Here is a 24,857-nt window from a genome sequence, read left to right as displayed (position 1 = left end):
ACCCAATGCGAGACTGGGATCATGGAACGAGGGCCGTGACACACCGTCGACGGCCGGAACCGCCCCTCACAGAATCGGGACCGCCATGGTGACCACGCCTCCCGCGCCCTGGGCCCCGGCGACCCGGCAGGGCGGCGACGCGCTGCCCTGGACACGCAACGACGGCCTCGTCGCGGTCGGTGCCGGGGTCATGGACCTGGTCAGCTTCACCTTCGCCAGCCATGCGGAGCAGGGTGAGGTGCCGGTGGCCGGATGTCTGCTGGTGATGGCGGCCGCGCTGCCGCTGCTGGCACGGCGCCGCGCACCGGTCCCGGTACTCGCGGCCGTGCTCGTGCTGGGACTCGTCATGAATCTGACCGTGCCGACGCCCCAGCATTTCGGCGCCGCGGTGGTCGTCGCGCTCTACACCGTCGTACGGCTCACGGGCACGCCCGTGGCGGTGGCGTCGGCGGTGGGCGCGGTTGTGGCGCTGGTGAACTGGACGAAGTGGCCGCGTCTTTCCCTGATGGAGGTCGTCGCCAATGTGCTGGCCGCCGTTGTCGTGATCATCGCGGCGGCCGTGATGAACCGCTGGCAGCGCGACATCGCGGCCAACCGCCGACTGCTCGCGGACCGGGCCGTCGCCGCCGAACGGCGCCGCATCGCCCGCGAGTTGCACGACATCGTGGCGCACCACATCACCACCATGCAGCTGATGGCCGGGGGAGCCCGGGCCAACCTCGCCCGTGATCCGGAGGTGGCCAGGCAGGCGCTGGTCGAACTGGAGGGCTCCGGGCGCATGGCGCTGCACGAGATGCGCCAACTCCTCGACGTCCTGCGGGCCGGGGACGAGGCGGAGGACGAGCCGACCGCACCGCAGCCCGGCATCGCGGACCTTGAGCGGATCGTCGCCGAGTCGTGCCGGGCCGGGCTCCCCACCGCGCTGGACGTACGGGGCAGTGAGCGCCCGCTGCCGCCGAGCGTGGGCCTGACCGTCTTCCGGATCGTTCAGGAGTCGCTGACCAACGCACGCAAGTACGCGGGCGAAGCGCGGGCGCGGGTGCGGCTGGTCTACGAGCCGGACGGCGTGGTGGTGGAGGTCCGGGACGACGGTGTCGGCGCCGACCCGGGACTCGCGCGCGGGAGCACCGCGTCGGGCTCCGGTTACGGACTGGTGGGGATGCGGGAGCGAGCCGCGCTGCACGGCGGGACGTTCGAGGCCGGTCCCCTGGACGAGGCGGGATTCCGGGTGACCGCCCGGCTGCCGCTGACGGCAGACGAGGGAGCGCCACGATGAACGCGACGACGCACCAGGTGTGGGAACCGAAGCCCATCAGGGTCCTGATCGCGGACGATCAGCCGCTCGTACGGCGCGGACTCGCCCTCATCCTGGCGCCCGACCCGGCCTTCGAGGTGGTGGGCGAGGCGGGCGACGGCGAGGAGGCGGTGTCCCTCGCCCACCGGCTGCGCCCCGACGTCGTCGTGATGGACATCCGGATGCCGGTGCTCGACGGCGTCGCCGCCACCGGCCGCCTCGCGCGCGAACTGCCCGGCTGCCGGGTGCTGGCGCTGAGCACCTTCGACCTGGACGAGTACGTGGTGGCCGCGCTGCGCGCCGGAGCCTGCGGGTTCCTGCCCAAGGACATCTCGCCGGAGGAACTGGTGGCGGCGGTACGGGTGGTGCACACCGGTGAGGCGGCCGTCGCGCCCCGGCTGCTGACCCGGCTGATCTCCACATACGTCAGGGCCCCGGAGCGCCCCGGGCCGCCCGTGGCTCAGGTCGATGGTCTGACGCCGCGCGAGGCAGAGGTGTGGCGGCTGATGGCCACGGGCCTCGACAACGCGGAGATCGCCGACACGATGGGTGTCAGCGCCTCCACCGTCAAGAACCACATCACCGGCCTCTTCGGCAAACTCCGCGTCCGCGACCGCGCCCAGGCCGTGATCGTGGCGTACGAGACGGGAGTGGTCGAGGTGCGCCGGCCGGGATAGCACGGGCGCGGCACCGCGACGCGGTCGCAGGAATTCTCAGCGGTCGCCCGTTTGGCGATCTTCCGATTCAGGCGGCGCTCCGACACGGGCCGGGCCCCGGTACATGAAGCGCTCTGACCCTGGGGATTGATCCTGTGCCCGCTTCTGCCCAGGGCCGGTGGCGTCGGTGTCCCAGGCAGTGCCGGAGAGCGCGGCGCCTTCGGTGGCCGCGGCGGGCAGTCGGCTCAACTGGGACAGTGGTTGGCCCACCGCCGACTGTCCAGGGTTCGGCGGCGGTGACGGCCTGTCGGGAAAGGGGATCTCGACGCGTTGGTGGTCACCGTGTTTGTGGGGGGAGTCCACGCTTCCCCTTCCCCTCTCCATTCCAGCTCTCGTTTCGTACGCGCGTTCTGGCGTGCGAGACTTCTGGAAGTACAAGTCACGGGGGTGCACAGGTGCGCAAAAAGCGCGTGCGGGAACTACTGCGGTCGATGGCGTCCGGGGAGCCGGTCACACTCAGCCTATCCTCGTTCACGTTCAAGAGCATAAGTCAACTTGCCCTTGTCGCTGAGCAGTTCGGATACGTATACATGGACCTGCACATGAGCAGTGAGGGACAGCACTTCACCATGCTGCTCCTGCCGGACCGCAGCGAGCACGCCCAGGCCCGTGCAGCGGCGAACTGGGCCCGCTATCCCCATGCGGCCGACGGACACTCACTGCCGCCCGACGAGCCCGAGGTGCGCGAACTCCTCAAGGCCCGAATGCTTACAGACCTCAAGCGCCCGTATTCGACCAGGCGCCGGGCGGTGATCCTCCTCATCCCCGCGTTGACGGCGACCGTGGGGCTCTGGTCCGAGTTCGGGGCGGAGAACAGGACCTTCGGTTTCGTCATCGCGGGCAGTGCTTTCTGTGTTTTCTCGGCCCTCATCCTCCTGGGAATCGCGTACACCCGACGCGACTCCACCAAATACACGAGACGGCTGGAGGCCGCTGGGTTCACTGCCGTAACCGACCGGAACGGGCGTCGGCGCTACTACCCGCCCGGTCGGCACCTCCCGGGGCCCGACAGCCTCCTTCTCCCCGAGAACGAGCTGCGGGACTAGGGTCTGTTGTGTGTGGGGGGAGGCTGGTCACGGCCACTCGGTGAGGGTCGCGACCAGCACGTTTGCATCGGCCGCCACGGCAGCCGCTACGAGGGCTGAGCCCGCGGCGGCCAGCAGCAGAGCGGTCCCCGAGACCGCGACCGACGAACGAGCGTTGTGCGTAAGCGAGTTCAATGTAGTTCCCCCATACTTTCTACCAGGTGCACGGCATACGCCGCGTCCGGTCACGGCGGCCCCTGTGCGGCCGGAGATGGACAGGAGAGGCGGCACCGCTTCGCCGATGGTGCCAGAGCTCTTGCCGGCACCCGCTTTCCGGCCCCTCCGGGGAGCAGCGGCGGATGGGATCGGACAGGATGGTCCTCATGAAGACCATCGCCTTCCCCCGCACGGAACTGCGCGCCTCCAACGTCGTCCTGGGGCTGATGCGCATCGCGGAGCTCGCGGACGAGGATATTCGCACCCTGTACGGGAGCGCGCGGGATGCCGGAGTCAACACCTTCGATCACGCCGACATCTACGGGCCCACACGCCACGCCTGCGAAGACCGCTTCGGACAGGCCATCAGCCTGTCCGCCGCCGAACGCGAGTCGATCGTGATCCAGAGCAAGGTCGGCATCCGCCCAGGCTTCTTCGACTTCTCCAAGGAACACATCGTGCGCACCGTCGAGGAGTCACTCGCGGCCCTGCGTACCGACTACCTCGACGTGCTGCTGCTCCACCGCCCCGACACCCTCGTCGAACCGGAGGAGGTGGCTGCGGCCTTCGACGAGTTGCATGCGGCGGGGAAGGTCGTGAACTTCGGCGTCTCCAACCACACGCCCGGCCAGATCGAACTGCTCAAAACCGCGGTTGAGCAGCCTCTGGTGGCCAATCAGGTACAACTGAGCATCACGCACTGTCCAATGATTGCCTCGGGGATCGCGGCCAACATGGGCGGGCTCGACCAGTCCTTGGACCGCGACAACGGCCTGCTCGACTACGCGCGGCTGCACGGCATCACCCTGCAGGCCTGGTCGCCCTTCCAGAAGGGTTTCTTCGACGGGGTCTTCATCGGCGACGTCGAGAACTACCCGGAACTGAACTCGGTCCTCGACGAACTGGCCGCCAAGTACGGAGTGACCCCCACAGGCATCGCCGTCGCGTGGATCACCCGTCATCCGGCGAACATGCAGGTCGTACTGGGTACCACGAATCCCGGCCGGGTCGCGGAGTCCGCGGCGGGCTCGGAACTCCCGTTGACCCGCGAAGAGTGGTACCGCCTCTTCAGCGCCGCCGGGCACGTCATTCCCTGATTCGTCAATACGGCAATACGGCGATAAGGCAAGAGAGCCCGCTGCGGACGGTGCTGCCCGACGCAGCGGGCCGCTTCCGTCCGCGGCACCGGGCGTCGATCTGGCTGCACGTCGCTGTCAGCTCACATGGTTGGAGCGTTTCCCGCTCGTGAGACCAGGGGGGCTCATTCGGCGGCACATCGCGCCCGTCCGCCCTGAAGTTCGGCCACGGTGGGGGGCAGAATGGCTGGGGTGGAAGCGCATCAGTCACCGGAGAGGACTGCCGACGGGCACTTTGTCGTGATCGGGGGAAGGAAATGGCGGGCTACCGATCCGTTGATCCCGCAGGACATCTCTGCTCGTCTTCGACATCACCTCATGTCGGCTCGTCGCGCCGTGCGTTCCGCGACGGCTTCCGGTAGTGCGTCGGCCGAGCGCGCAGCGCGTGCTCGTGTGCAGCAGGCGAAGGTCGCGCTGGGCGAACGGGGGGCCAAGTGGTGGGAGCAGACTGAGGACGAGCGTCGACGACGCTGGGAACAGGGCCTTGCGGACCTTGACGCGCAGGAACCCAGCTGAGAGTCCCTGCCTCGCGTGCAGGACGCACGCCAGTCGGCGAGCCCGCGACTACGAACCCCTTGTGGATTGCTGTAACCCCGTATCAGACAGTTTCGCAGCTCGCAGCTCGCAGCTCGCAGCTCGCAGCTCGCAGCTCGCAGCTCGCAGATCGCCGCTCGCGGTGTTGGGGCATGGAGCTTGGTCCTGGGCTGGAAGGGCTCCGACGAGGGGCAAACCTGGTGCCCTCCGTTCCGAGACCTGTCAGGATCCCCGCATGGAGATCCGCCGCATCACTGAGGTCGAAGCCGTCATGGATGCCGGGCATCTGTTCGACTCGCCTCCTCGCCCGGAGGCAACCGAGCGGTTCCTCGCAGATGAGCGCCATCACCTCCTGATCGCCTACGTGGACGACGTCCCGGCGGGTATGGTCACCGGCGTCGAGATGACACACCCGGACAAGGGCACCGAGATGTTCCTGTACGAGCTGGGCGTGGACGAGCCGTTCCGTGGGAGCGGTGTCGGCCGGGCGCTGACCTCGGCGCTTGCGGACCTGGCACGCGAACGCGACTGCTACGGCATGTGGGTGATCACGGACGAGGACAACGCGGCGGCACTGGCAACGTACAGCCGCGCCGGGGGTGCACGGGAAGACAAGCAAGTGGTGCTCGTCTGGACTTTCGACCAGACATAGCCCCACAGGGCGCACCCACGCGCCGCACCAGGCAGTTGTGCCGCACGCCGCCCGGGTCCGCTCCATGAGGCCGGACGCACCCAGCGCCTGAGCCCCCTGCACGGACACGAGTGCCATGACCTACCTGGCCACCGGCAGGCTCCCGGGCACGGGTCTGACCTGCCGGAGGGTGTAGCCGACTGTCGTCAGCCAATCCAGTCATGGAACCGGGCATGCGAGGGTCCGCATGCCCCATCGGCCAGGGCCTTTTCAGACGCCTTCCGCGCTGCGGCGTCTGCTTCCGCCGCCGAGGCGGTGGCGGGCACGTAAGCCCCTGAGTAGACCGTGCATGCGGGATCGACCGGCTGGGCGGCGTACCAGCCCGTAGCGGCGACGGCGGCTATGGCGGCGGCCAGGATGGTCAGAGTGACAAGCCGACGCCGGGGTGTGCGGAAGGGTTGCCTGGTCACCGGTGGATCATATAAAGCGCGTCAACTCCGCCCAGACGTTGGGCTTCGTTGCTATCGAGCCCCGCAGTGGGCGGCAGTGGCGCCGGGGCTAGCGAACAGCGGTCGACCATCTCGTCCGGGTGGGTGGGACAGGGCCACCCTGCCGACGGTGCCGGCCTCTACGGTGACAGGCATGGACAAGAACCATCGGCTGAGCGAGTTCCTGCGGGCCCGGCGCGCCCTGGTGCGCCCCGAGGACCACGGGATGCCCACAGGGACACGCCGAACACCTGGACTGCGCCGCGAGGAGGTCGCCGTCCTCGCCGGAGTGAGCACCGACTACTACGTGCGGTTGGAACAGGGACGCGAACGCAATCCCTCGCCCCAGGTCCAGAGGGCCTTGGCGGCCGCGCTCCTGCTGGAAGACGAGGAAGCCGCCCACCTGCGCGCCCTCATCGATCCGCCACCGCACGGGCGGACCCTGGCCGCCGCCCGGGAATACGCCGGCCCGCACCTGGTGTCCTTGTTGGACACCTGGGCGGACACACCGGCTCTGGTCTACGGCCGCTACCTCGACCTACTTGCCGTCAACGCCCTCGGCGAGGCGCTGTTCTCCTGGCTGGGCAACGAGACGAGCCTGATCACAGCGATGTTCCGCAACCCCGCCGCACAGGACTTCTACCGCGACTGGGCCGTTGTGGCGCAGGGCTGCGTGGCCGCACTACGGGCCGCCAACCCCGACCCGGACGACCAGCGGCTCCAGGAGCTGGTGGGTGAACTCTCCGTGCGTGAACCCGACTTCGCGCGCATGTGGGCGCGCCACGAGGTACGGGCCAAAACGGCCTCGGCCAAACGCTTTCGGCACCCATGGGTCGGCGACCTGACGCTGGACTTCGAGACCTTCTCCGTCAACAGCGCGCCCGGTCAGCATCTCGTGGTCTACCGGGCTCAGCCCGGCAGCGCTTCCGAACAGTCGCTGGCTCTGCTGGGCAGCCTCGCCCTCACCGACATCCCGGATACTCAAGACGAAGGACAGAACCCGCATGACCCCCACTGATTCCCCCGTCTGGTTCATCACCGGCTGCTCCTCCGGCCTGGGCCGGGAGCTGGCCCGCACCGTGCTGGAACACGGATGGCGGGCCGTGGTCACGGCACGCGATCCCGGCAAGGCAGCCGAGGTGATCGCCGGGCACGAGGAACGCGCCATCGCCATAGCCCTCGACGTCACCGAGGCCGAACAGATCACTTACGCGGTCGCCCAGGCACATGCTGCCTTCGGACAGATCGACGTACTGGTCAACAACGCGGGATACGGCTACCTCGCCGCCGTGGAGGAGGGCGAGGACGACGAGGTTCGCGCCTTGTTCGACACCAACGTCTTCGGCCTGGTGGACGCCACCAAGGCCGTCCTGCCCGGCATGCGAGCCCGCCGCACCGGCCACATCGTGAACGTGTCCTCCCTCGGCGGCCTGATCGGCTTCGGTGCCACCGGCTACTACCACGCCACCAAATTCGCCGTGGAAGGTCTTTCCGAGTCCCTCGCCGCCGAGCTCGCCCCACTCGGCATCAAGGTCACGATCGTCGAACCCGCCGCGTTCCGCACCAACTGGTCCGGGCCCTCCATGCGCCAGTCGGTCACCACCATCGCCGACTACGCCGCGACCGCGGGCACACGACGCGCGAGCACCCTGGCCACCCACGGCCACCAGCCCGGGGACCCGGCACGCGCCGCCCAGGCCGTCATCGACGCCGTCACCGCCCAAGAACCCCCGCTGCGGCTGCTGCTGGGCAAGGCCGCGTACGACATCGCCACCGCCAAGCTCGACTCCCTCAGGACCACCTTCGACAGTTGGCGGGAGGTGACTCTCAGCACCGACTTTCCCTCGGGGGCCGGATCGTCTCCGCGGCCGCCCGCCGTCCGTGAAGTCCCCCGAGCCTGGCTTGAGTAGACCGCGCCCCGGTGCAGCGAGATCCCTCGCAGATCCAGTCGCGTACCTCGGGAGAGTCGGACATCGGCCGGACACCGGCCTCATTGGCTCTCTGGCCGAGGTGGCTCTCGCGATCGTGCCGTCGTTTCGGCCTGGTCACGACACCGGAGTGAGTGGGTGGTGTGCCTGCGGTACCTCAGTCGAGAGGCCCGCCCGTACGTCGGAGGATCCAGCGGCGTGACGGGTGCGTGTCGCAGGTGAACTGGACGAGCCTGACGTTGTTTTCGGTCGAGACGCCCCCGGCGACGGTCATGCACTTGCGCGTCTCCGCGTTCACGAGCTGGTACGAGCTGCCGTTCCAATCGGTGACGTACCAGCGGCGTGAGGGGTGTGTGTCGCAGTTGTACTGGACGAGTTCGACGTTGTTCTCGGTGGAGACGCCACCTGCGACTGTCGCGCACTTGCGGGTCTCCCCATTGACGAACTGCCTGCCATTGCCGTTGTTGCGGCCGATGGACCAGCGGCGTGAGGGGTGTGTGTCGCAGTTGTACTGGACCAGTCTGACGTTGTTCTCGGTGGAGACGCCTCCCGCGACCGTCGCGCACTTGCCGGTCTGCGCGTTGACGAGTTGGTAATCTCCCGAGATCCCTGCCACGGTGTCGGGAGTGTCCGGGCGTGCGACCGCGGCGTCGGGCCAGAGCATGATGCCCCCGGCGACAAGAGCTGTCGAGGCCGTCAGAAGACGGCGGGTCCGATTGTGCTTGCGCATAGTGGCGCTCCTCTCGTGACCTGCGAGGGAGGTGAGGAAGAGAATCGGCTCGTCGAGCAGGCCTGCTCCAGGCTCTGCGACGGTGGCGGCGAACTCAGGCTGACAGACTCCAGCCGACGGGGCCCGCCGATAGCGGTGCGCAGTCCCTACCAGGGAAGCACGGCTGACCCGGATCAGCATCTGGTGCCGGACGGCGGTCGCGGCGATACCCTGCGCGCGCACAGGGCGGTGCGCCGCCGCCTCCGCTCCGCCCCGTTTGTGGGGGACTGATCGTCGGGACATCGTCCCGCCTCTTGCGGTGTTCGTGCTGACCGCTGAATACGCTGGACGGGCCGGACTGCACGAGGGGACGTGAAGACGTGGATGTGTATGAGGCCGTGGGCAGCCGCCGGGCCGTGCGGGCGTTCAGTGATGAGCCGGTGCCCCGGGAGACGCTCGAACGAGTGCTGACTGCGGCGACGCGGGCTCCGTCCAGTGGGAACCTCCAACCGTGGCGTGTGTACGTCGTGACCGGTGAACCCTTGGCCGAGCTGAAGAAACACGCGACGTCCAGGGCACTGGCGGGAGACCCGGGGGACGAGCGGGAGTATCCGATGTACCCGGACGAACTGACGTCACCGTATCTGGACCGCTTCTCCGCTGCGGCGGCCCAACGGTATGCAGCCCTGGGGATGGAGCGCGACGACCCCGACCGGCCACGGAAGATCGCTGCCTTGAACTCGCAGGCGTTCGGGGCGCCGGTCGTCCTGTTCTGCTACCTCGACCGGGCGATGGGGCCCGGACAGTGGGGTGACGCGGGGATGTACTTGCAGACGGTCATGCTGTTGCTGAGGGCGGAAGGGCTGCACAGCTGCCCCCAGGTGATGTGGACCATGTTCCGCAAGACCGTCAGCCAGATAGTGGGCGCCGACGATGAGCTCGTGCTGTTCTGCGGCATCTCCGTGGGATGGGAAAAGGAAGGCGTTCCACGGCTACGTACCGCGCGGGCGGACATGAGGGAAACGGTGAGCTTCATCGGAGGGTGACCGCCGGCAGTCGAGATCGACAGGACACCGCCGCGTGCGGGACCGCGAATCTGCGCACCGGGGACCGTAGTTGGCTTGTGGACGCCGTATCCGTCGACTACGTCCGGCAAGGCATCGACGAGACCACTCGCCGCCGCCGCACGTTCCGCCACGTCAGCGGGTTGCCGAGCTTGGACTGACCAGGTCCTCCGTCACGGGCAGGCACTCGGAGAGCAGGTCGACGACGTCGCGCCAGGCTCGCTGCGCGTGCTGCGGGTGGTAGCCGACGCCGGGGACCGTGGGGTGGTCGACCGGTGGGTGGTGGAAGGCGTGCAAGGCGCCGCCGTAGACCGTGAGGCGCCAGTCGACGCCCGCGGCCTGCATCTCGGCGGTGAACGCGCCCCGTTGCGCGGGCGCCATGATCGGGTCTTCCGACCCGACGCCGGCCCACACTGGGCAGCGGATGCGCGCCGCCTCACCCGGTCGGCCCGTGGTAGTTGCGTTGACTGTCCCGATCGCACGCAGGTTGACGCCGTCGCGCCCGAGTTCCAGGGCGATGGCGCCCCCGGTGCCGTAACCGACGGCGGCGATCCGGTCGGGGTCGGTCCGCGGTTCGGTGCGCAACACGTCGAGCGCCGCGTGGCCGATGCCTCGCATCCGGTCGGGGTCGGCGAGCAGCGGCATACAACGGGCCAGCATCTCCTCGGGGTCGCCCAAGTAGCGCCCGCCGTGAAGGTCGAAGGCCAGCGCTACGTATCCCAGCTCGGCGAGAGCATCTGCCCGGCGGCGCTCGACGTCGCTGAGCCCCATGCCCTCTGGCCCGAGCAGGACCGCGGGCCGGCGGTCGACGCCGGCCGGAAGTGCGAGGTGTCCGATCATCGTCAGCCCGTCGGCCGGGTACTCGACCGTGTGCGTGGTAATCGTCGTCATAGAACTGGACTTTAGTGATCGTCGCGCCCGGTCGGGCTGTGGTTCACCGCTGGCAGAACAGCGCGGACGTCTCTCTGGATGACGGCGATGGCTCAAAAGGACCGCCGAAGATTCCGTTTCCACGGCAGGGCTATCGGATCACGTGCCCAGGCCACGGCGGTGGAGGCAGACCCCAGCGGCAGGCTCTGCCGTAGACCGGCCCCGGCCTACTGAAGGGGCGTCCGGTCGGTTCGGTCAGTCGGGCAGGCGCCGATGCCATTCGTGGTGCTGCCGCGCGGGGGCCGGGGCGGACCGTTGGTGTCAGCCCCGGCGGTCACGGTGGAGGGTCAGCAGGTGAGGGTCAGCTCGTGGGAGACCGGTCGCGCCGTCCAAGGGTAGCTGGCGACACCGAAGGTGGCGCGGATGGTGGAGCCGCAGGCCACGTTGGCGCTCAGGCCGGGGACGTCCAGGTTGGTGTTGTTGAAGAGGGCGTACTTGGTGACCTTCGGCAGCGGGGCGCCGTCGACCGTGGCGGTGAAGGTGGTGGTGAGTTCCTTCGGCGTGGGAGCCGGGCTGCCCGGGGAGGGCGGGCCGGCGAGGCCGACCTTGCCGACGAAAGTGACGGTGTTGCCGGAGACCTCGGCGCAGAGGCGGGTCGAAAGGCTGGACTGGAGGCCGGAGTTGCCGCAGGAGACCACGGTCTCGGTGGCGCTGGCGGGGGTGGGGGCGGCGGCAGCGATTGCCGGGGTCAGGGCGGTGAGGCTCAGGCTTGCGACGGCGGCAGTGAGGAACGACGAACGCTTCATGGTTGAGCTCCCTGTAAGGAGGGGCCGTCGGGCGGATCCCAACGGCTCACGTGACATGTGATATTGCACATGTCACGTGAAGATCAAGTGATCCTCACGTGAATGACTTGAAACCGTGTGGCAGCGGGCCGACAACGCCCCATTCAAGACACCGAGTTGAGAGATCAGGCGGTGACGGGCGGGTGGGCCGACCGGGGGCCTGCGGACGGCATCGTGCAGCAGGCGCAGGCGCAGGCGCAGGCGCAGGCGCAGGCCGTTGAGGCCGACGGTGGCGGTCGAGCCCTCGTGGCGGGTCGTGGCGGAGGACGCTGAGCGCCAGCGCCAGCGCCGACATGGTGTCCGCTGCTCGCTTGACGGTTCAGCCGGAAACGTTGGGCGAGCCGAGGTCGACTACTCCGCCGAGTCTGACGACGATGCCGGAGTCGGTGTGTCTCGCGCTGGCGGAAATCGATGACGGTCTCCCGAGCGTGTCCCCCTGGTGGACTTCGATGTCGCCGTTGCCGGATGTCTCCAGAAGGTGGGCGGCGAGGCACCCGACACTGTTGGCGTTCGCGATGTCCTCGGTGACGCCGATCGCCGGGGCGAACATGCGGGCTGAGGCCGTCTCTGCGGCCGTTTCCGCGGTCGGTGAGAGTGCGTAGGTGAAGCAGCCGAGATACCCGAGTCGGCGGCACTCGGTTGCCAGCCGATCGAAGTCGGGCTGCATGGACAGCAGCGTCAGGTGATCCCGGACAGGGACGAGAAGGCGTGGCGTGCCGGGCGAAGCGACCCGTAAGCCGGTGGCGATGTCCGCTTGTTGCAGGCCGAGGGCCGCGATGATGCCACCGCCGGTGGTGTCGGTATGGTCCGCCAGGGTGATGATGCCTTGCTCGAACCAGACTTCGACGCCGTCGCGACGGCGGATGGCGGTCGTGGCGAAGGTGCGGCCTGCGGTGCGCTGGCGCCCGTGGCGCTCGGCGGCGCCGCTGCGGTGCAGCAGGACGGCTTGCGCGGCGATGGTGCCATGGCCGCAGTTCGTGAGTTCTCCGGCGCTGGTGAAGAAGCGCACCGTGGGGATGTCCGCTGTGCTGGTGGCGACGAACGCGGTGTGGGAGGTGCCGGTCCTGCGGGCGGTGGCGCGCCGGTCGTCGTCGGTAAGGGTGGTGTCGTCGATCACGACCGCGGTGGGGCTGCCGCCCTGCCCATCGCGAGTGCAGGCGTTGACCACTGCTATCGGCGGGCCGGTCATCAGGCAGCGGTGATGTCGGCGAAGCGGGGAGCGCCGGGCTCGAGGTCCACACGAGCGGTGCGCGCGGCGAAGCAGATCGCGTGGTACCACCCGCACAGCAGCAACACGTCGAGCAGTTGCCGCTCGTCGAGCAACTCCCGCGCCGAGCGCCATAGTTCGTTGTCGACGTCGCACGAGTCGTGCAGGGCGTCCACCAACCGGATGAGCATGGCTTCGCGGTCGGCCGTCCAGCAGGGATCGTCAGGGGAGCCGCAGGTGAGTGAGGTGACCTCGGCCGGTGAGAGTTCGGCACGCTGAGCGAAGGCCATCACGTGGACGCCCCACTCGTACTCACAGCCGCAGCGCGCGCAGGTACGCAGGATGACGACCTCCCGCTCGCGCAGTGTCAGGGTCAGGTCGCGGCCGAGTTCGTACCTGCCCCAGTGGCTCATCGCGACGGTCCTCGGCATGTTCTTGGCGAACGTCCGGAACAGGCCGATAGGGGGCATTCCGGCGGGCATCATCGTGGCGAGTTGGGCCTCCACGTCCGGCGTGAACGGCGGTTCGAGCGCTGGGATACGAGCCATGGCTCCTCCAAGTGATTCGGATTCAGAAGCACGGTAGTGATTCTGTTTCCGAAGCGCCAGAGGTGATGCCGAGGTGGTGCTTCACGGGACCGGTTTTTCGCCGTCCTCGTCCAGGGCCGCGGCCCACGCATCGGACCAACGGGCGAGCGGGCGTAGTGCTTGGCAGGCACCGATGCCCAGATCGGTGAGCGCGTAGCTCGTGTCCGGCTGCTGGGTGACGACATGGGCCTCAAGAAGCTCGGTCAGCCGTTGCCGTAGGACGCTGGAGGACATGTTGTCGCAGCGCTGCTGCAACGCGCGGAACCCGACCGGCCCGTGCTGCAGCTCCCAGACGATGCGCAGGTTCCAGCGGCGTCCGAACAGGTCGAGGGCGGCCATGAGGGGACGCCCGGTACTCGATCCGCGTACCGGGCGACCCGGCCTGGGCATTGTCATCGCGCTGCGCCACCCCTCTTGATGCTTCGATATTCGATACAGTACCGTCCCGTGTAGTGATTCTATTTCCGAAGCGGCAGGGAGGGCATCGTGAGGCGTTTACGCAGTGCGCAGTACGCCAAAACGGGCATGGATCTGTCGATCGGGACGGCACCAACCGGACGTCGTGTGCCGACGGCCGGCGCTCGGAGTGTGGTCGGCGCTGGAGTGCGCCTGCCCTGTCCACGATGTCTGCGACGTCTACGGCACCCGAGTCCGCCGCGCGCTGACCAAGTGCGAACCCACCCTTGAACCGCTGGACAACCCTGACGAAGAACTCGCCGGCGCACACCACCGCGCCGACTCCCTCAAGCGACGCCCTTCCCCCCATGACCGACTGGCGGGACAGGGCGCACCGATGACGGCCCCGCCTGAGGCGTCTCCGGAATGTTTTCCTCGCCCACTGCGCAACGGAGGTCTTTCATGCACAAGCTGCTGGTCCTGTACCCCGAGCCCGCCGATTGCGACCATTTCCGCGACTACTACGTGACCACTCACCTCCCGCTGGTCAAGCGCCTGCCGGGCCTGCTCGCCTGGCGTTACAGCTTCGACGTCTCGGCGACGCAGGGACAGGCGCCGTACTTCGCGGTCTTCGAAGCCGAGTTCGCTGACGCTGCGGCAATGACCGCGGCAAGATCGTCGCCGCAGGGCCTCCAGGTGGCCGCCGATGTCGCCAACTACGCCACCGGCGGTGCGGTCGTCATCGACTATCCCGTGCAACATGGCACCGGCTGAGCCCGCTGGGCGAGGGTTTCCGGGCGGATCGCCGCCTGTCTCGTCCGTTCTGAACGCCTGTAGTTGTTGTACAACAATGACCCCGGTCTAGCGATGGCCCTGTTTTCCGAAGCCAGTCGTACGGAGACGGGCCCCTCGACGCGCCACATCCAACCGCCACGAGCTCCCTAGCACCTCTTCAGTGAGCTGATGTCGTTCGCGTGACCATACTGTGAGCTGTTGCCCTTCCAGTTACCGACGGGCCAATTGGGGCCGCCCCAATCCTTGTCGACGTACAGACACCATCGATCGCCGGTGCGGTTCCAGACGGAGCGGACCTTGTCGTTGAAGACGAAGCCATCGACCGGGTTGGCCAAGTTCTCCGAGCCGTAGTAGAAGCGCGCCCAATGCCCCCCGACCGCCCCCCTGTTGGCGTTCCCGTACTCCCAGATGCAGAAATAGTATTCGGGGCACTGGTCGTAGGAGCTGATGCTCGTGTCTGTTGCCTGGGCCGTGGTGGGCGCCGTGACCGCGATTGCGGCGGCGAGCCCCAGGGTGATGTTCATGCCTTTCAACCAACGCATGGTGTTTGCTGCCTTCCGTCGATTCATCCGCATGGCTCGTACCCGACTTCCTCCGATCCTCTGTCGGCAGAGAGGTGCGAACTACCGTGTACCGTGGATAAGTGGTCCGGGCCCGGCAGGGGAGTGGCTTGGCGAATTTGCGGTGCTATATGGCCGAAAGTCATAGCGCTGCTGAACTTGCTGTGCGCCGTAATTGCCCACAAGGGGCGCATGATCCGCACGAGCCCCGCTCCGAGTTGAGTTCGGGGTACCACGGTTCTGCACCTCCCCGATGCTGCGAGCCACGACGTGGCAGCCGAACTGCCCGGCCCGCCGACGGCCGCGCCTCCGTAACCGGACCCCAGGTCCAGCACCGTGCTGTCGGAGCCGAGCGCGTCGCCCACCTTCGCGCCAGTTGGCCAACGGTGCGCCAAGAGGCCACATCGATCGCTTCGCCGCGAATCGCGCGTCTCGGAGGCACGTTCACACGTCGCGATGCCGTACGACGGCCACCGCGAGGGCGACCGCGATCAGAGGCCAGAGGGCGTACACGATCCAGGAGCCGGGGAGCGTGGCGGTGTAGCCGAGGGATCCGGGGTCGGGCTTCCAGGTCTGGACGAGGCGGGTCCAGGCGGCCGAGACCGTCGTGTGTTTGATGTCGGCGGACCAGCGGTTGCTCTCCGAGAACATGGTGGGCAGCATCAGCAGGGTGAAGGCGCTGGTGAGCAGGCTGGCAGCGGCGTGGCGGAGCAGGACGGCGAGGCCCAGGCCGATCACGGCGCAGACCGGAGCCAGCAGCGCGGATGCCACCAGCGGGCGAAGCACATCGGGATGGGTGATCGGGACGGCGGCACCGTGCCCGTCCAGGATGGCCTGGGAGACGAGGAAGGAGCCGATGGCGGCGGCCGTGCCGACCGCGGTCCACAGCAAGGCGGTGACGACCGCCTTGGCCAGCTCGACCGCACCGCGGCCGGGGACGGCCGCGAGGGTGGTGCGGATCAGTCCGCTGCTGTGCTCGCTGATGACGGTGAGCGCGCCCATGCTTCCGGCAACGAGCATCAGCGTCATGTATTCGATGCTGTCGGCGGTGAGTTCCATGAAGGCGTCTTCCAAACAGCTCGGCCAGGTATGCGCCCGCAGCACCGGCCTCGGCGTGGGTGCCTTTGGGCGACCGACCGGTGGCCGGCCGTCGTCAGCAGCGTCCGAAACCCGCCCTGGCCGCACAGACGTTTCCGCCGCCGCACGCTCTCGGGGTGGATCCCCACCATCCGCGCGCTCTTGGCACCGGGACGTCTCTGCTTGAACAGCTCGGCCATGTATGCGCCCGATCTCGACCAACTGCGGTCGAATCAACGGTGAAATAGAGACTTGAGACACAACGGAGGCAAGCTCGGAAGGCACACTGACGGCCTCACCCTCTCGACGCCGCTGCACCTACAGAACTAACGAGATACTTAGTGGGGCCTGTCCCGTTAGTGGGGTGTGGTGTTCTTTGAGCATCCCCTTCTTGCTCAGGAGGCCGCAGCTTTGCTTGCTCAGGTCCCGCCGCCTTGAGGAGCGGATCACCGGGCAATGATGGAAGGGGTGTCGAAAGACATGAGGAGTGCAGTGAGTCTGGGAACAGTGGCGGTAACAGGAGCGGGCGGCACCATCGGTTCCGTGGTGCGTGGGGCGCTACGACACGAGGCGGCACGCTTGGTCCTGATCGACCGCGAACCGCTGCGCGCGGAGGCCGAGAACGAAGAGGTGCACACCGTGGACCTGCGGGATGAAGCCGCTGTGGAATCGGCCCTCGCGGGAGCCGACCGAGTGCTCCACTTGGGCGGCGTACCCGACGAGGCTCCGCTCCCGGACCTGCTCGAAGCCAATGTGCTGGGCACGCACCACGTCCTGGAGGCGGCGCGGCGCACGGGAATCCAGCGGGTGGTACTGGCGAGCAGCAACCGCGTGACCGGCTTCTACCCCGCCGGACATCTCACCGGCCCACAGGAGCCGGCACGCCCCGACGGCCTCTACGGGGTGAGCAAGGTGGCCGTGGAGGCCTTGGGGCAGCTGTACGCCGACAAGTTCGGTCTGTCGGTGGTCTGCTTGCGTATCGGCAGCTTCGAGTCCCTGCCTACCGAGCCCAGGCACCTGGCGACCTGGCTGAGCCCGCGCGATGCCGTCGGCTACATCCGGGCCGCCCTGACTGCACCGTCCTCCACCCGCTTCGTCACGGCGTACGCCGTCTCTGCCAACAGCCGCCGCTTCTGGCGACTCCCCGACGTGACGGAACTGGCTTACGTCCCCGTCGACAACGCCGAAGCCCACGCTGCGGACATTCCCGGAGATCTTTCAGCCGATCCGAGCGCAGCCCAGGCCGGCCTCTATGCCGAGCCCGAGTTCACCCTCAAACACCTTCGGCCCTGACGTGTATGGCCGTCGGGGATGAGAGGACCAACGGGGGTCGGGCCGGCCTCGGGAACTGAAGGTGATCTCTGGGCGGCTGTGATCACGGCGTCCGAGTTGTCTTTGAGGGGCCCGGCCCGTTCACCAGGCTGAGTCCTCGGCAGTTCGGCAGGCTGACGCCGGCAGGGCGCGGCTGGCCGACGCGCTGGCCCCTTGGCGAGGACCGAATGCCGGGCGCAGGCCTGCGGCCGTGGCGATGCCCCATGGACCGGGACCGCCTCGCCCAAGCCATGGCGGCGCAGCAGGGGGCCGCCCCACTCTCACCCCCGCGTCGGCCGTCGGCGTGACCGCTAAGGTGTCCCAATGATTCTTCATCGGGGGAGGGTGCGCCTTGCGGCGCTCGTGGGAGTCACCGTACTGATGTTTTCGATGCCGGCCTGCGGCACGCAGGCGGCCGACTCGCCGCCGGGAGTGGGTAGTACCGGGGCCGAGAAACTGGGTTTCGAGCGCCACGCCGACAGTGTGCAATGGCCCGGACCCAAGGACGAGGACTACGTCGCGCCGGGCGAGGGACTGCAACTCCTCGCTCGACAAGGGAACTGCGTTCTGGGTTTCGGCACGTATGCGAACGGCTACGGGTACGTTCCCGTCAACTGGTCGGGCAACGCGGGCTGTACCAGGCTCACCCTGCACCCTGACCCCGCCGATTCCCCCAAGGACGAATCCGGCGTGCCGAACTCGATGCGGCACGGAAATCCTGGCGGTGGAGTGCCGGCCCAGGCGGTAGTCGACTGGGGGGACGGGGCGCAGTTCTTCGTATCCAGCGTGGTCCGTGTCCGCGAACGCGACGGGCGGGTGCGGCAGTTGGCCGATCTCGAATTGCCCTGGGCCCTCAAGGAGTCCGACACCTCGGACCGCGGGACGGTCAGCTCGGCGGTTCGCAGCGGGAGCCGGCTCCTCATCGGAGGCAGCGAGACCGTCTCGGGCACCACAGGACCCTTCCTGTACGCCTCCGACGACCGCGGTGCGACCGTGCACCGGGTAACACTTCCGGCGGAGAGGGACAGTGGGAGCCGGACACCGGTCGGTCCGATGGCGGCTGATGGCCGAGAGGTGATCGCTATCGGCAGCTACTCCTCGAACGCCTTCACCGAGGAGGCCACCGGCACTCTGGTGGTCTGGCACTCCGCCGACAGCGGAGCGCATTGGACCCGAACGATCGTGAACGGACTGCCGACGGGCACGCGCATGCACGGCGCGTTCCGGGTGGCCGGACGTTGGTTCGCCGTGGGGGACATCTCGGGAGCCCCCACGAAGCCCAACGTGCCCGTGCTCCTCACCAGTACCGATGGTGCCACCTGGACGAAGGCCGACACCACAGCCATGGGTGCCGGCGGCATCGTCGCGGCGACCGTCGATGCCCAGGGACACCCGATCATGGTGGGCAGCCTGCGCGTGCCGGGAAAGTCCCCGCAGACCCCGGCGACGTACTGCGGCGCGGTCTGGACAGGGGACGGAACCCCGGCAGGATGGCGGCGCGGCGAACTCGGCTGCCACTCCCAGCCGCCAGCAGCCGTGACGACCTTGGCGAACGGAACGACCGTCATCGCCGGTAACAGCGACTTGTGGCTGCGGCACTGACAGGCACGGACAGGCACGGACAGGGGCGGACGGGCTGGAGGAGCGGTCAGCGCCCCCAACGTGTGGAGGCTGACCACGGAGCTCACATAAATCTCCGCGACGGCACGGTGCGGCTGGACAACACTCCCTGACGGGGAAGCTCTCCAGATGGGACTGCCCGGCAACACCCGTAGGCCCACAAGGCGGGCGACTCCCGCGGGACCGCTGGCCCCGGCATCACGCATTCAAGTTCTGTAGCCTGGTGCTATGGCTTTGAGCCAGTCCTCGACGGTGACGACGTCTGCCCACTGCGGGAACAGCTTTTCGGTGAGCATCTGGTGCACCTCGGGGTCGGTGTCGAGGCAGGCATCCGCCAGGACGGTGAGGCCGAAGTCCAGGTCGATGGCGCGCCACAGGGTGGACAGCACTACAGCGCTGGTGGCGATGCCGGTGAGAACAAGGTTATTGATGTCGCGCGCTCTGAGTACCAAGTCGAGGTCGCTGCCCGAGAACGCGCTTCCCCGCCTCTTGGTCACCACGATGTCCCCCTGCTGGGGCGCGACCTCGTCATGGATCGCGGTACCAGGCTCGCCCTCGGTGAACAGGCCGGCCCGCACGACGTTCGTGATCACCTTGTTGCGAGGGCTGACTTCAGGATCACCCGGCCGTAACCCCATCACCACGTAGATCACGGGGATGCCGGCAGCCCGGGCGCCATCGATCGCTCTGCGCAGGCGCGGCAGGTATCCGGAACCGTCGTCGGCGATGGCCACGACGTCCCGTTGGACGTCCATCACCAGGAGCGCGCTCTTAGCCATGCTTGCCTTCCCTTCTTCATCTGCAAACAAGAGCAAGTCTGGTGGATCAACCGAACTGCGGTGGAGGTTTCGCCGATCCTCAAGCGGCGCGCCGCGACCCTGGCGGTCAATTGGTCAACGAGTGGCTATGACCAGCACTTCCCATCAGGTCCTAGGAGCGGATGAGCGTGCGGGCTTGCTCGATCCACCCCGAGACGGTCTTGGCGCCGCAGCTCTCGGCGACGGACTGCGCCTCGTCGAGGTGGTGGTACGCCGCCGACGGGTCGCCGGTTTCGCCCGCGAGGTAGGCCAGTGCCACCAGACCGGCCGCTTCGCCGGGCCTGAAGCCGATCTCCCGGCGCAGTGTCACCGATTCGGTCAACCGCTCGCGGGCCCGATCGAAGTGGCCTGCGTCCTTGTCGGCGAAGCCGAGATGGCGAATCGCGTAGGACATCGTCATCCGGTCGTCGACGGACTTCGCCAGCTCGTAGGACCGCTCGAAGTATGGCCGGCCGGTGGCGCCGTCGCCCTTGACCACTTGGTGCCAGCAGCCAACCCAGAACAACGCGTCCGCCTCACCCGACGCGTCGCCCAGGCGCCTGTACAACTCGGCCGCGCGCTCGAACAGCGCCAGTTCCCGACTGTCCACTTGGCGGTCGTTGAGGAAGCGGACGTGCAACACCTTGCCCCGCGCCAGGGAAAGCGGCGCCTCGACCGCGTCCAACACATCATCGGATCGGTCCAGCGCGGACGCCTCCCCGCGGAACATCGCCGCTTCGAACAGCTCTCCCGCACGTTCGATCCAGTCCTGCCCGTGCATACTGCTACCCCTCCCCGTTACACGACAGCAGCGCCGAGGCTATCTCCACACTCCCCGCTGCACACGGGAATTCTTGGACGGTCGTTTTCGAAGCACCCACGCCGCTCGCCAAGCGGGGAGTGCCAACACGCGAAGCGGGTCGTCTGCTTCTCGCAGCGCGCCTTGCCTGGGCAGTCGAGTCCAGGCGCCCGCAGCTTTCGCGCTTCATGATGTGGGATCTGCGCCATTCGAGCACCTGTTCGGTTACGGCCTCGCGAGGGGGCTCGCCCTGTACGGCCCCGCCCTTGTGACCCTTGTGAACTGAGTGCCGCCTTGCGGGTGAGCGCTTGGGTTGGCGGACGTGAGCGCCAGGGTGGGCGGCTCTGCGCACGATCTGGTGTGCGACGGGCCCTGCAGGTGTTGTACTGTTTTTGAGTTCCTGTGCCGATTTTTCGGTGACAGTGACCAGACTTCCTGTTCCTTCAGTTTCGATCTTGGGGTGACGTCTTATCAACCAGGCCATGTAGTCGTCCGTGTTCCCCGCGTGCTGTGTTGTCGCACGTGTCCGGGGGCGGACGTCGCGCTGGCCTGAGTTGCGTCACCCATCCCCGCAGTTTTCCTTCCCGGGTGCAGCTCTGCCGTCTGCCCCGGGTTTCGCGTTTTCCGGTCCCGGTGCGGCTGTCGGCAGGGCTCCCCGATTCCTTTGGATCAGGAGTTTTTCCGTCGTGTCTTCCTCCGCGCTCGGCAGTGAGCCAGAGCACGCCACCACCCAGACCCCGACCCACCCATCGTCCGGACCGTCGAAGATGGCCATGGGGGCCTGGATCGCCCTCCTGGTGCTGCTGACGGCCGAGTTGATGAACATGCTCGACCAGTCGGTCGTCCTGACAGCCCTGCCCGCGATCCAGGAGTCGACCGGCTCCGGACCGGTCGCGGTGCAGTGGCTGACCACCGCCTATTCCCTGCCTGTCGCCATTGGGCTGATCACCGGCGGACGGCTCGGTGACATCTACGGCCGCCGCAGGATTCTGCTCATCGGCACCGTCGTGTTCACCACCGCCTCGCTGCTGTGCGGTCTGGCGACCGGTCCGGGCGTACTGATCGGCGCCCGCCTGCTCCAGGGCGTCGGCGTGGCCGTGATGATTCCGCAGGTCCTGGCGACCATGCACGTCACCTTCGAGGGTCAGAACCGCAGCAAGGCGTTCGGCCTGTACGGGGCCGTCCTGGCCATCGCCAACGTCCTGGGCCCGGTCCTGGGCGGCGTACTCACCCAGGCCGACCTGTTCGGGCTGTCCTGGCGGCCGATCTTCCTGGTCAACGTGCCCGTCGGCCTCGCCGTACTCCTCTTCGGGCACACGTTCATCCCCGAATCGACCATCCGCACGGCCGGCAGGCTCGACGTGGCAGGCATGCTGCTGTCCGGCCTGGCCATCGTCCTGATTCTCTTCCCGCTCACCGAGGGCCACGCCCAGGGATGGACGCTGTGGTGCTTCGTCATGCTCGCCGCCGGCGCCGTGGTCCTCGGTGTCTTCCTGCGCCACCAGCGGCGCAGGCAGGACGAGGCCCCGCTGGTGACCCTGTCCCTCTTCCGGGTCAGGCAGTTCTCCGGGGGCATGGCCGCGGACCTGCTGCACGGCCTGCTGTGCGGCCTGTTCTTCATGACCTGGACGCTGTACCTGCAGCGCGGACTGGGTTTGAGCCCGCTGGAGGCGGCCGTGGCCTTCGTGCTGCTCTCCGTGGGAGAACTGGGTGGCGCGACGGTCGCGGCGAAGACCGCCGGGCGTTTTGCTCGCCGTCTGCCGCAGGCCGGAACCCTTATCGCGACCGCTGCGATGGTCACCTACGGCCTTCAGATCGGCAGCCGCGAGGCCGACCTGACCCTGTTGGCGATGACCGCTCCGGTGGTGCTGATCGGTTTCGGCCTGGGTATGGTCCCCGGCCCGCTCACCGATTTGTCGCTGGCCCGGGTTCCGCACGAGGACGCCGGCTCGGCGTCGGGCCTGTTCAACACGGCCATTCACCTGGGCATCGCGCTGGGCACGGCGCTGACCGCCGTGGTGTTCTTCGCCATCACCGGTGGCTCTCGCGACGGCGCGGTCAACCGCGACGCGTTCGTCACCGTGCTGTGGTGGGTCAGCGGCCTCCTGGCCCTGATGTGGGCGCTGATGTTCTGTCTGCCCAAGCACGCGAACAGCCACGACGACTGAGCCACTTCCCACGGGCGGCGGTTCCTGCACCCGGGGCGCCGCCGCCCCTGGCCTCCGTTGATACCCGCGGCAGGCTTTCGTCGTGTCCGCGCAGCACTGACCCAACGCCACGGGTTCCTCCCCGGCCCACCACGCGGCACGGAACCCCGAGGGCGGGACCCGGCCGTCTACCGGCCGGGTCCCGCCCTCGGGGCTGTGGTGGTTCCGGGCGGGCCGAGTCGTCACGCTCTCGGCCGCCCGGCCCGGTGGGGATGCGTCAGGGGCGCGTCCACTGCGCGTTGGTGCCGTTGCCGCACTGCCACAGGCCGACGATGGAGGCGTTGGCGGTGGCTTCGCCGAAGACGTTCACGCACTGGTCGGGCTTGATGGCGCTGGTGATCGTGGCGTTGTCGGTGTTGACGTTCCACTTCTGCTCGCCGCGGCCGTCGCAGTCGACGACCTTGAGGTGCGAGCCCTGGTTGGCGCCGGGCTCGGCGGTGAGGCACTTGCCGCCCGAACGCAGCTCCTTGGCGGCCGTGGTCACCCACTGCTGGTTGGCGCCGCCCCAGCAGTCCCAGATGACGGCGTCGTTGCCGTTGTAGCTGTCGAGGCAGCGGCCGGACTGCTGGCCGCGGAAGGAGCTGCTGGCCCAGCGTTCGCCACCGGAGTCCCAGCGCACGACGAGGGAGCCGTTGGTCTCCAGGGAGGCGTACGAACCGGCGCCGCTCCAGGTCTGCGTGGACCACAGGGCGCCGTCCCTGCCCTGGCCGCCGTCCTTCTTGTACAGGACCAGGTTGCCGTCGTCCTGCATGTGCAGGTACGCGTACCAGTCCCAGGTGGTCTTGTTCCACAGCTCACGGCCGGTTGCCAGCTCGCGGATGAGGACGTTGCCCTGGATGTCCATGATGAGGACGGTCTTGCCGTTGGTCAGCCACTGGCCCGGCATCAGCTTGGTGTCGGCGGCGAGCTTGTCGCCGCGCGGCCCGGTGCCGGTCTGCCACAGGAGCTTGTTCATGCCCGCGTTGCCGTTGGTGACGACCTCGGAGACCACCAGGTTGGCGTCGGCACCCAGCGCCAGGGTGGCGCCCGCGTGGCCCCAGGTGCCGGTCGACCACAGGGCGGAGTCCGCGACGGAGTCGCCGCCCTTCTTGTAGACGACGAGGTTGCCGTCGGCCTGCATCCGGGCGAAGGCGCCCGGGTTGCCGCCCGTGCCGGATGCCCACAGGGCGCCGCCGCGGCCTTCGCCGCCGGTGGCGTGGTAGATGACCAGGTTGCCGTCGGCCTGCATGACGAGCTTGCCGTATTCGGAGGTGAGCGACGCGCCGGAGGCGAGCGTCGCCCCGGACCTGAGGACCACCGGGCGCTGCTTGGCGGTGGCGATCCAGTCGTTCAGGCCGTCGGTACGGGCCGCGACGGCGCCGGGGCGGGTCTCGGACGGGTTGGTGCCGAGGCAACCGCCCATCCAGGAGCGGCTGTTGACGCCGACCAGTTCGCCCGCGGCGTTGAAGAGCGGGCCGCCGGTGTCGCCCTTGCAGATCGCGTCCGTGCCTTTGCCCGTGATGGCCAGGCTGGTCGGGTTGGCGGTGGTGACGGCGAAGGAGCCGGTGTGGAGCTTGTCCGGCACCCACTCGGTGGCGGTGCGTCCGAAGCCGGCGGCCACCAGATCGGTACCGGCGGCGGGGGCGGTGGCGGCGCGCGACGCGGCGGACACCGAGGTGACAGGCGCGGCGAGGCGGCCCAGGGCCACGTCCCGGTCGTCGCGGGCGACGACGTCGGTGACCTCGACGGACGTGCCGTCGCTGAGGGTTGCCGTGGTCGCGAGCGCGGGCCGGCCGGACGGCACGGACGAGCCGGGGGTCGAGGCGAAGCAGCTGGCGGCCGTCATGACCCAGGACGGGTCGACGAGCGTCGCGGTGCAGCTGCGGCCGTTCTCCACGTCGCCGATGCTCAGCTTGACGACGGAGGCGAACTGACCGGCAGTGGCCTGCGGGCCGGTGACCGCCTGAGCGGTGCCTGCCGTGACCAGTCCGGCGGTGACGGCCGTGGTGGTCACCACCAGAGCGGCCGTCCGCGTCAGACGGGAATACAGGAAGGGCATGCGGAGT

At 68.4% G+C, this 24,857-nt stretch carries 23 protein-coding genes; 12 read left to right on the top strand and 11 right to left on the bottom strand.

Translation table 11 applies throughout. From position 1 onward, the window contains the following. Positions 1 to 85 precede the first annotated feature (85 nt). The 7 genes from AC069K_RS27775 to AC069K_RS27745 all read left to right on the top strand — a co-directional run bounded on the left by AC069K_RS27775 (position 86) and on the right by AC069K_RS27745 (position 7,950). On the top strand, positions 86 to 1,276 hold the full coding sequence (locus AC069K_RS27775; RefSeq protein WP_478620913.1) for a sensor histidine kinase: 1,191 nt from the start codon (positions 86 to 88) through the stop codon (positions 1,274 to 1,276). Continuing rightward, entirely contained in the window at positions 1,273 to 1,971 is a 699-nt protein-coding gene (locus tag AC069K_RS27770) for a response regulator (RefSeq protein ID WP_478620911.1), read from the top strand. Before AC069K_RS27775 ends, AC069K_RS27770 begins: the two co-directional genes overlap by 4 nt. A 581-nt stretch (positions 1,972 to 2,552) precedes the next feature. Continuing rightward, complete coding sequence (locus tag AC069K_RS27765; RefSeq protein ID WP_478620909.1) at positions 2,553 to 3,056, top strand: hypothetical protein; 504 nt, start codon at positions 2,553 to 2,555, stop codon at positions 3,054 to 3,056. Between the two features lie 362 nt (positions 3,057 to 3,418). Continuing rightward, positions 3,419 to 4,348 carry an aldo/keto reductase gene (locus AC069K_RS27760; RefSeq protein WP_478620907.1) on the top strand — a complete coding sequence of 310 codons (930 nt, stop codon included), beginning with the start codon at positions 3,419 to 3,421 and terminating at the stop codon, positions 4,346 to 4,348. A gap of 808 nt (positions 4,349 to 5,156) precedes the next feature. Continuing rightward, entirely contained in the window at positions 5,157 to 5,573 is a 417-nt protein-coding gene (locus AC069K_RS27755; protein ID WP_478620905.1) for a GNAT family N-acetyltransferase, read from the top strand. A 621-nt stretch (positions 5,574 to 6,194) separates the two neighbouring features. Then, on the top strand, positions 6,195 to 7,058 hold the full coding sequence (locus AC069K_RS27750; RefSeq protein WP_478620903.1) for a helix-turn-helix domain-containing protein: 864 nt from the start codon (positions 6,195 to 6,197) through the stop codon (positions 7,056 to 7,058). Then, positions 7,045 to 7,950 carry an oxidoreductase gene (locus AC069K_RS27745; protein WP_478620900.1) on the top strand — a complete coding sequence of 302 codons (906 nt, stop codon included), beginning with the start codon at positions 7,045 to 7,047 and terminating at the stop codon, positions 7,948 to 7,950. Before AC069K_RS27750 ends, AC069K_RS27745 begins: the two co-directional genes overlap by 14 nt. A 175-nt stretch (positions 7,951 to 8,125) precedes the next feature. Here the strand turns inward: AC069K_RS27745 and AC069K_RS27740 are convergent, their stop codons facing one another. Continuing rightward, on the bottom strand, positions 8,126 to 8,698 hold the full coding sequence (locus AC069K_RS27740; RefSeq protein WP_365108555.1) for an RICIN domain-containing protein: 573 nt from the start codon (positions 8,696 to 8,698) through the stop codon (positions 8,126 to 8,128). Positions 8,699 to 9,057: 359 nt separating this feature from the next. Here AC069K_RS27740 and AC069K_RS27735 point away from each other — a divergent pair, with 359 nt between their 5' ends. Beyond that, entirely contained in the window at positions 9,058 to 9,723 is a 666-nt protein-coding gene (locus AC069K_RS27735) for a nitroreductase (RefSeq protein ID WP_478620898.1), read from the top strand. Between the two features lie 153 nt (positions 9,724 to 9,876). Here the strand turns inward: AC069K_RS27735 and AC069K_RS27730 are convergent, their stop codons facing one another. The 5 genes from AC069K_RS27730 to AC069K_RS27710 all read right to left on the bottom strand — a co-directional run bounded on the left by AC069K_RS27730 (position 9,877) and on the right by AC069K_RS27710 (position 13,589). Continuing rightward, entirely contained in the window at positions 9,877 to 10,632 is a 756-nt protein-coding gene (locus AC069K_RS27730) for a dienelactone hydrolase family protein (RefSeq protein ID WP_478620896.1), read from the bottom strand. 326 nt (positions 10,633 to 10,958) lie between these two features. Next, positions 10,959 to 11,417 carry a hypothetical protein gene (locus AC069K_RS27725; protein WP_365108547.1) on the bottom strand — a complete coding sequence of 153 codons (459 nt, stop codon included), beginning with the start codon at positions 11,415 to 11,417 and terminating at the stop codon, positions 10,959 to 10,961. A gap of 358 nt (positions 11,418 to 11,775) precedes the next feature. Next, positions 11,776 to 12,645 (bottom strand): PhzF family phenazine biosynthesis protein, encoded by an 870-nt coding sequence (locus AC069K_RS27720; protein WP_478620894.1) that lies wholly within the window; start codon positions 12,643 to 12,645, stop codon positions 11,776 to 11,778. Further along, positions 12,645 to 13,211, bottom strand: coding sequence for a carboxymuconolactone decarboxylase family protein (locus AC069K_RS27715; protein ID WP_478620892.1), 567 nt, complete (start codon positions 13,209 to 13,211; stop codon positions 12,645 to 12,647). The genes AC069K_RS27720 and AC069K_RS27715 overlap by 1 nt, the downstream gene beginning before the upstream one ends. Positions 13,212 to 13,292: 81 nt before the next feature. Then, positions 13,293 to 13,589, bottom strand: a complete 297-nt coding sequence (locus AC069K_RS27710; protein WP_478620890.1) for a winged helix-turn-helix transcriptional regulator — start codon at positions 13,587 to 13,589, stop codon at positions 13,293 to 13,295. Between the two features lie 519 nt (positions 13,590 to 14,108). On the opposite strand from AC069K_RS27710, the gene AC069K_RS27705 reads away from it, so the two are divergent. Then, positions 14,109 to 14,420, top strand: coding sequence for an EthD family reductase (locus tag AC069K_RS27705; protein WP_365108535.1), 312 nt, complete (start codon positions 14,109 to 14,111; stop codon positions 14,418 to 14,420). A 167-nt stretch (positions 14,421 to 14,587) separates the two neighbouring features. Here the strand turns inward: AC069K_RS27705 and AC069K_RS27700 are convergent, their stop codons facing one another. Together AC069K_RS27700 and AC069K_RS27695 are read right to left on the bottom strand one after the other, a co-directional pair. After that, positions 14,588 to 14,965 carry a peptidase inhibitor family I36 protein gene (locus tag AC069K_RS27700; protein WP_478620887.1) on the bottom strand — a complete coding sequence of 126 codons (378 nt, stop codon included), beginning with the start codon at positions 14,963 to 14,965 and terminating at the stop codon, positions 14,588 to 14,590. A gap of 480 nt (positions 14,966 to 15,445) precedes the next feature. Further along, positions 15,446 to 16,060, bottom strand: a complete 615-nt coding sequence (locus tag AC069K_RS27695; protein WP_478620885.1) for an ABC transporter permease — start codon at positions 16,058 to 16,060, stop codon at positions 15,446 to 15,448. Between the two features lie 474 nt (positions 16,061 to 16,534). On the opposite strand from AC069K_RS27695, the gene AC069K_RS27690 reads away from it, so the two are divergent. Then, positions 16,535 to 17,371: an NAD-dependent epimerase/dehydratase family protein gene (locus AC069K_RS27690; RefSeq protein WP_478620883.1), complete on the top strand. Its 837-nt coding sequence runs from the start codon at positions 16,535 to 16,537 to the stop codon at positions 17,369 to 17,371. 342 nt (positions 17,372 to 17,713) lie between these two features. Further along, on the top strand, positions 17,714 to 18,991 hold the full coding sequence (locus AC069K_RS27685) for a beta propeller repeat protein (protein ID WP_478620881.1): 1,278 nt from the start codon (positions 17,714 to 17,716) through the stop codon (positions 18,989 to 18,991). 224 nt (positions 18,992 to 19,215) lie between these two features. Here AC069K_RS27685 and AC069K_RS27680 read toward each other — a convergent pair whose 3' ends face one another. Beyond that, complete coding sequence (locus tag AC069K_RS27680; RefSeq protein ID WP_478620878.1) at positions 19,216 to 19,788, bottom strand: cysteine hydrolase family protein; 573 nt, start codon at positions 19,786 to 19,788, stop codon at positions 19,216 to 19,218. 151 nt (positions 19,789 to 19,939) lie between these two features. After that, on the bottom strand, positions 19,940 to 20,587 hold the full coding sequence (locus tag AC069K_RS27675; RefSeq protein WP_478620876.1) for a tetratricopeptide repeat protein: 648 nt from the start codon (positions 20,585 to 20,587) through the stop codon (positions 19,940 to 19,942). Positions 20,588 to 21,291: 704 nt separating this feature from the next. Between AC069K_RS27675 and AC069K_RS27670 the strand changes: the two genes are divergently transcribed. Next, positions 21,292 to 22,773, top strand: coding sequence for an MFS transporter (locus tag AC069K_RS27670; RefSeq protein WP_478620874.1), 1,482 nt, complete (start codon positions 21,292 to 21,294; stop codon positions 22,771 to 22,773). 256 nt (positions 22,774 to 23,029) lie between these two features. On the opposite strand, the gene AC069K_RS27665 is transcribed toward AC069K_RS27670, so the two are convergent. Continuing rightward, positions 23,030 to 24,850 (bottom strand): trypsin-like serine protease, encoded by a 1,821-nt coding sequence (locus tag AC069K_RS27665; protein ID WP_478620872.1) that lies wholly within the window; start codon positions 24,848 to 24,850, stop codon positions 23,030 to 23,032. Positions 24,851 to 24,857 lie beyond the last annotated feature (7 nt).

It is taken from the genome of Streptomyces sp. NPDC043908 (genome assembly GCF_056435525.1).
The sequence above is the reverse complement of the archived record's forward strand: the minus strand, read 5'-3'. Positions and strand labels throughout refer to the sequence as shown.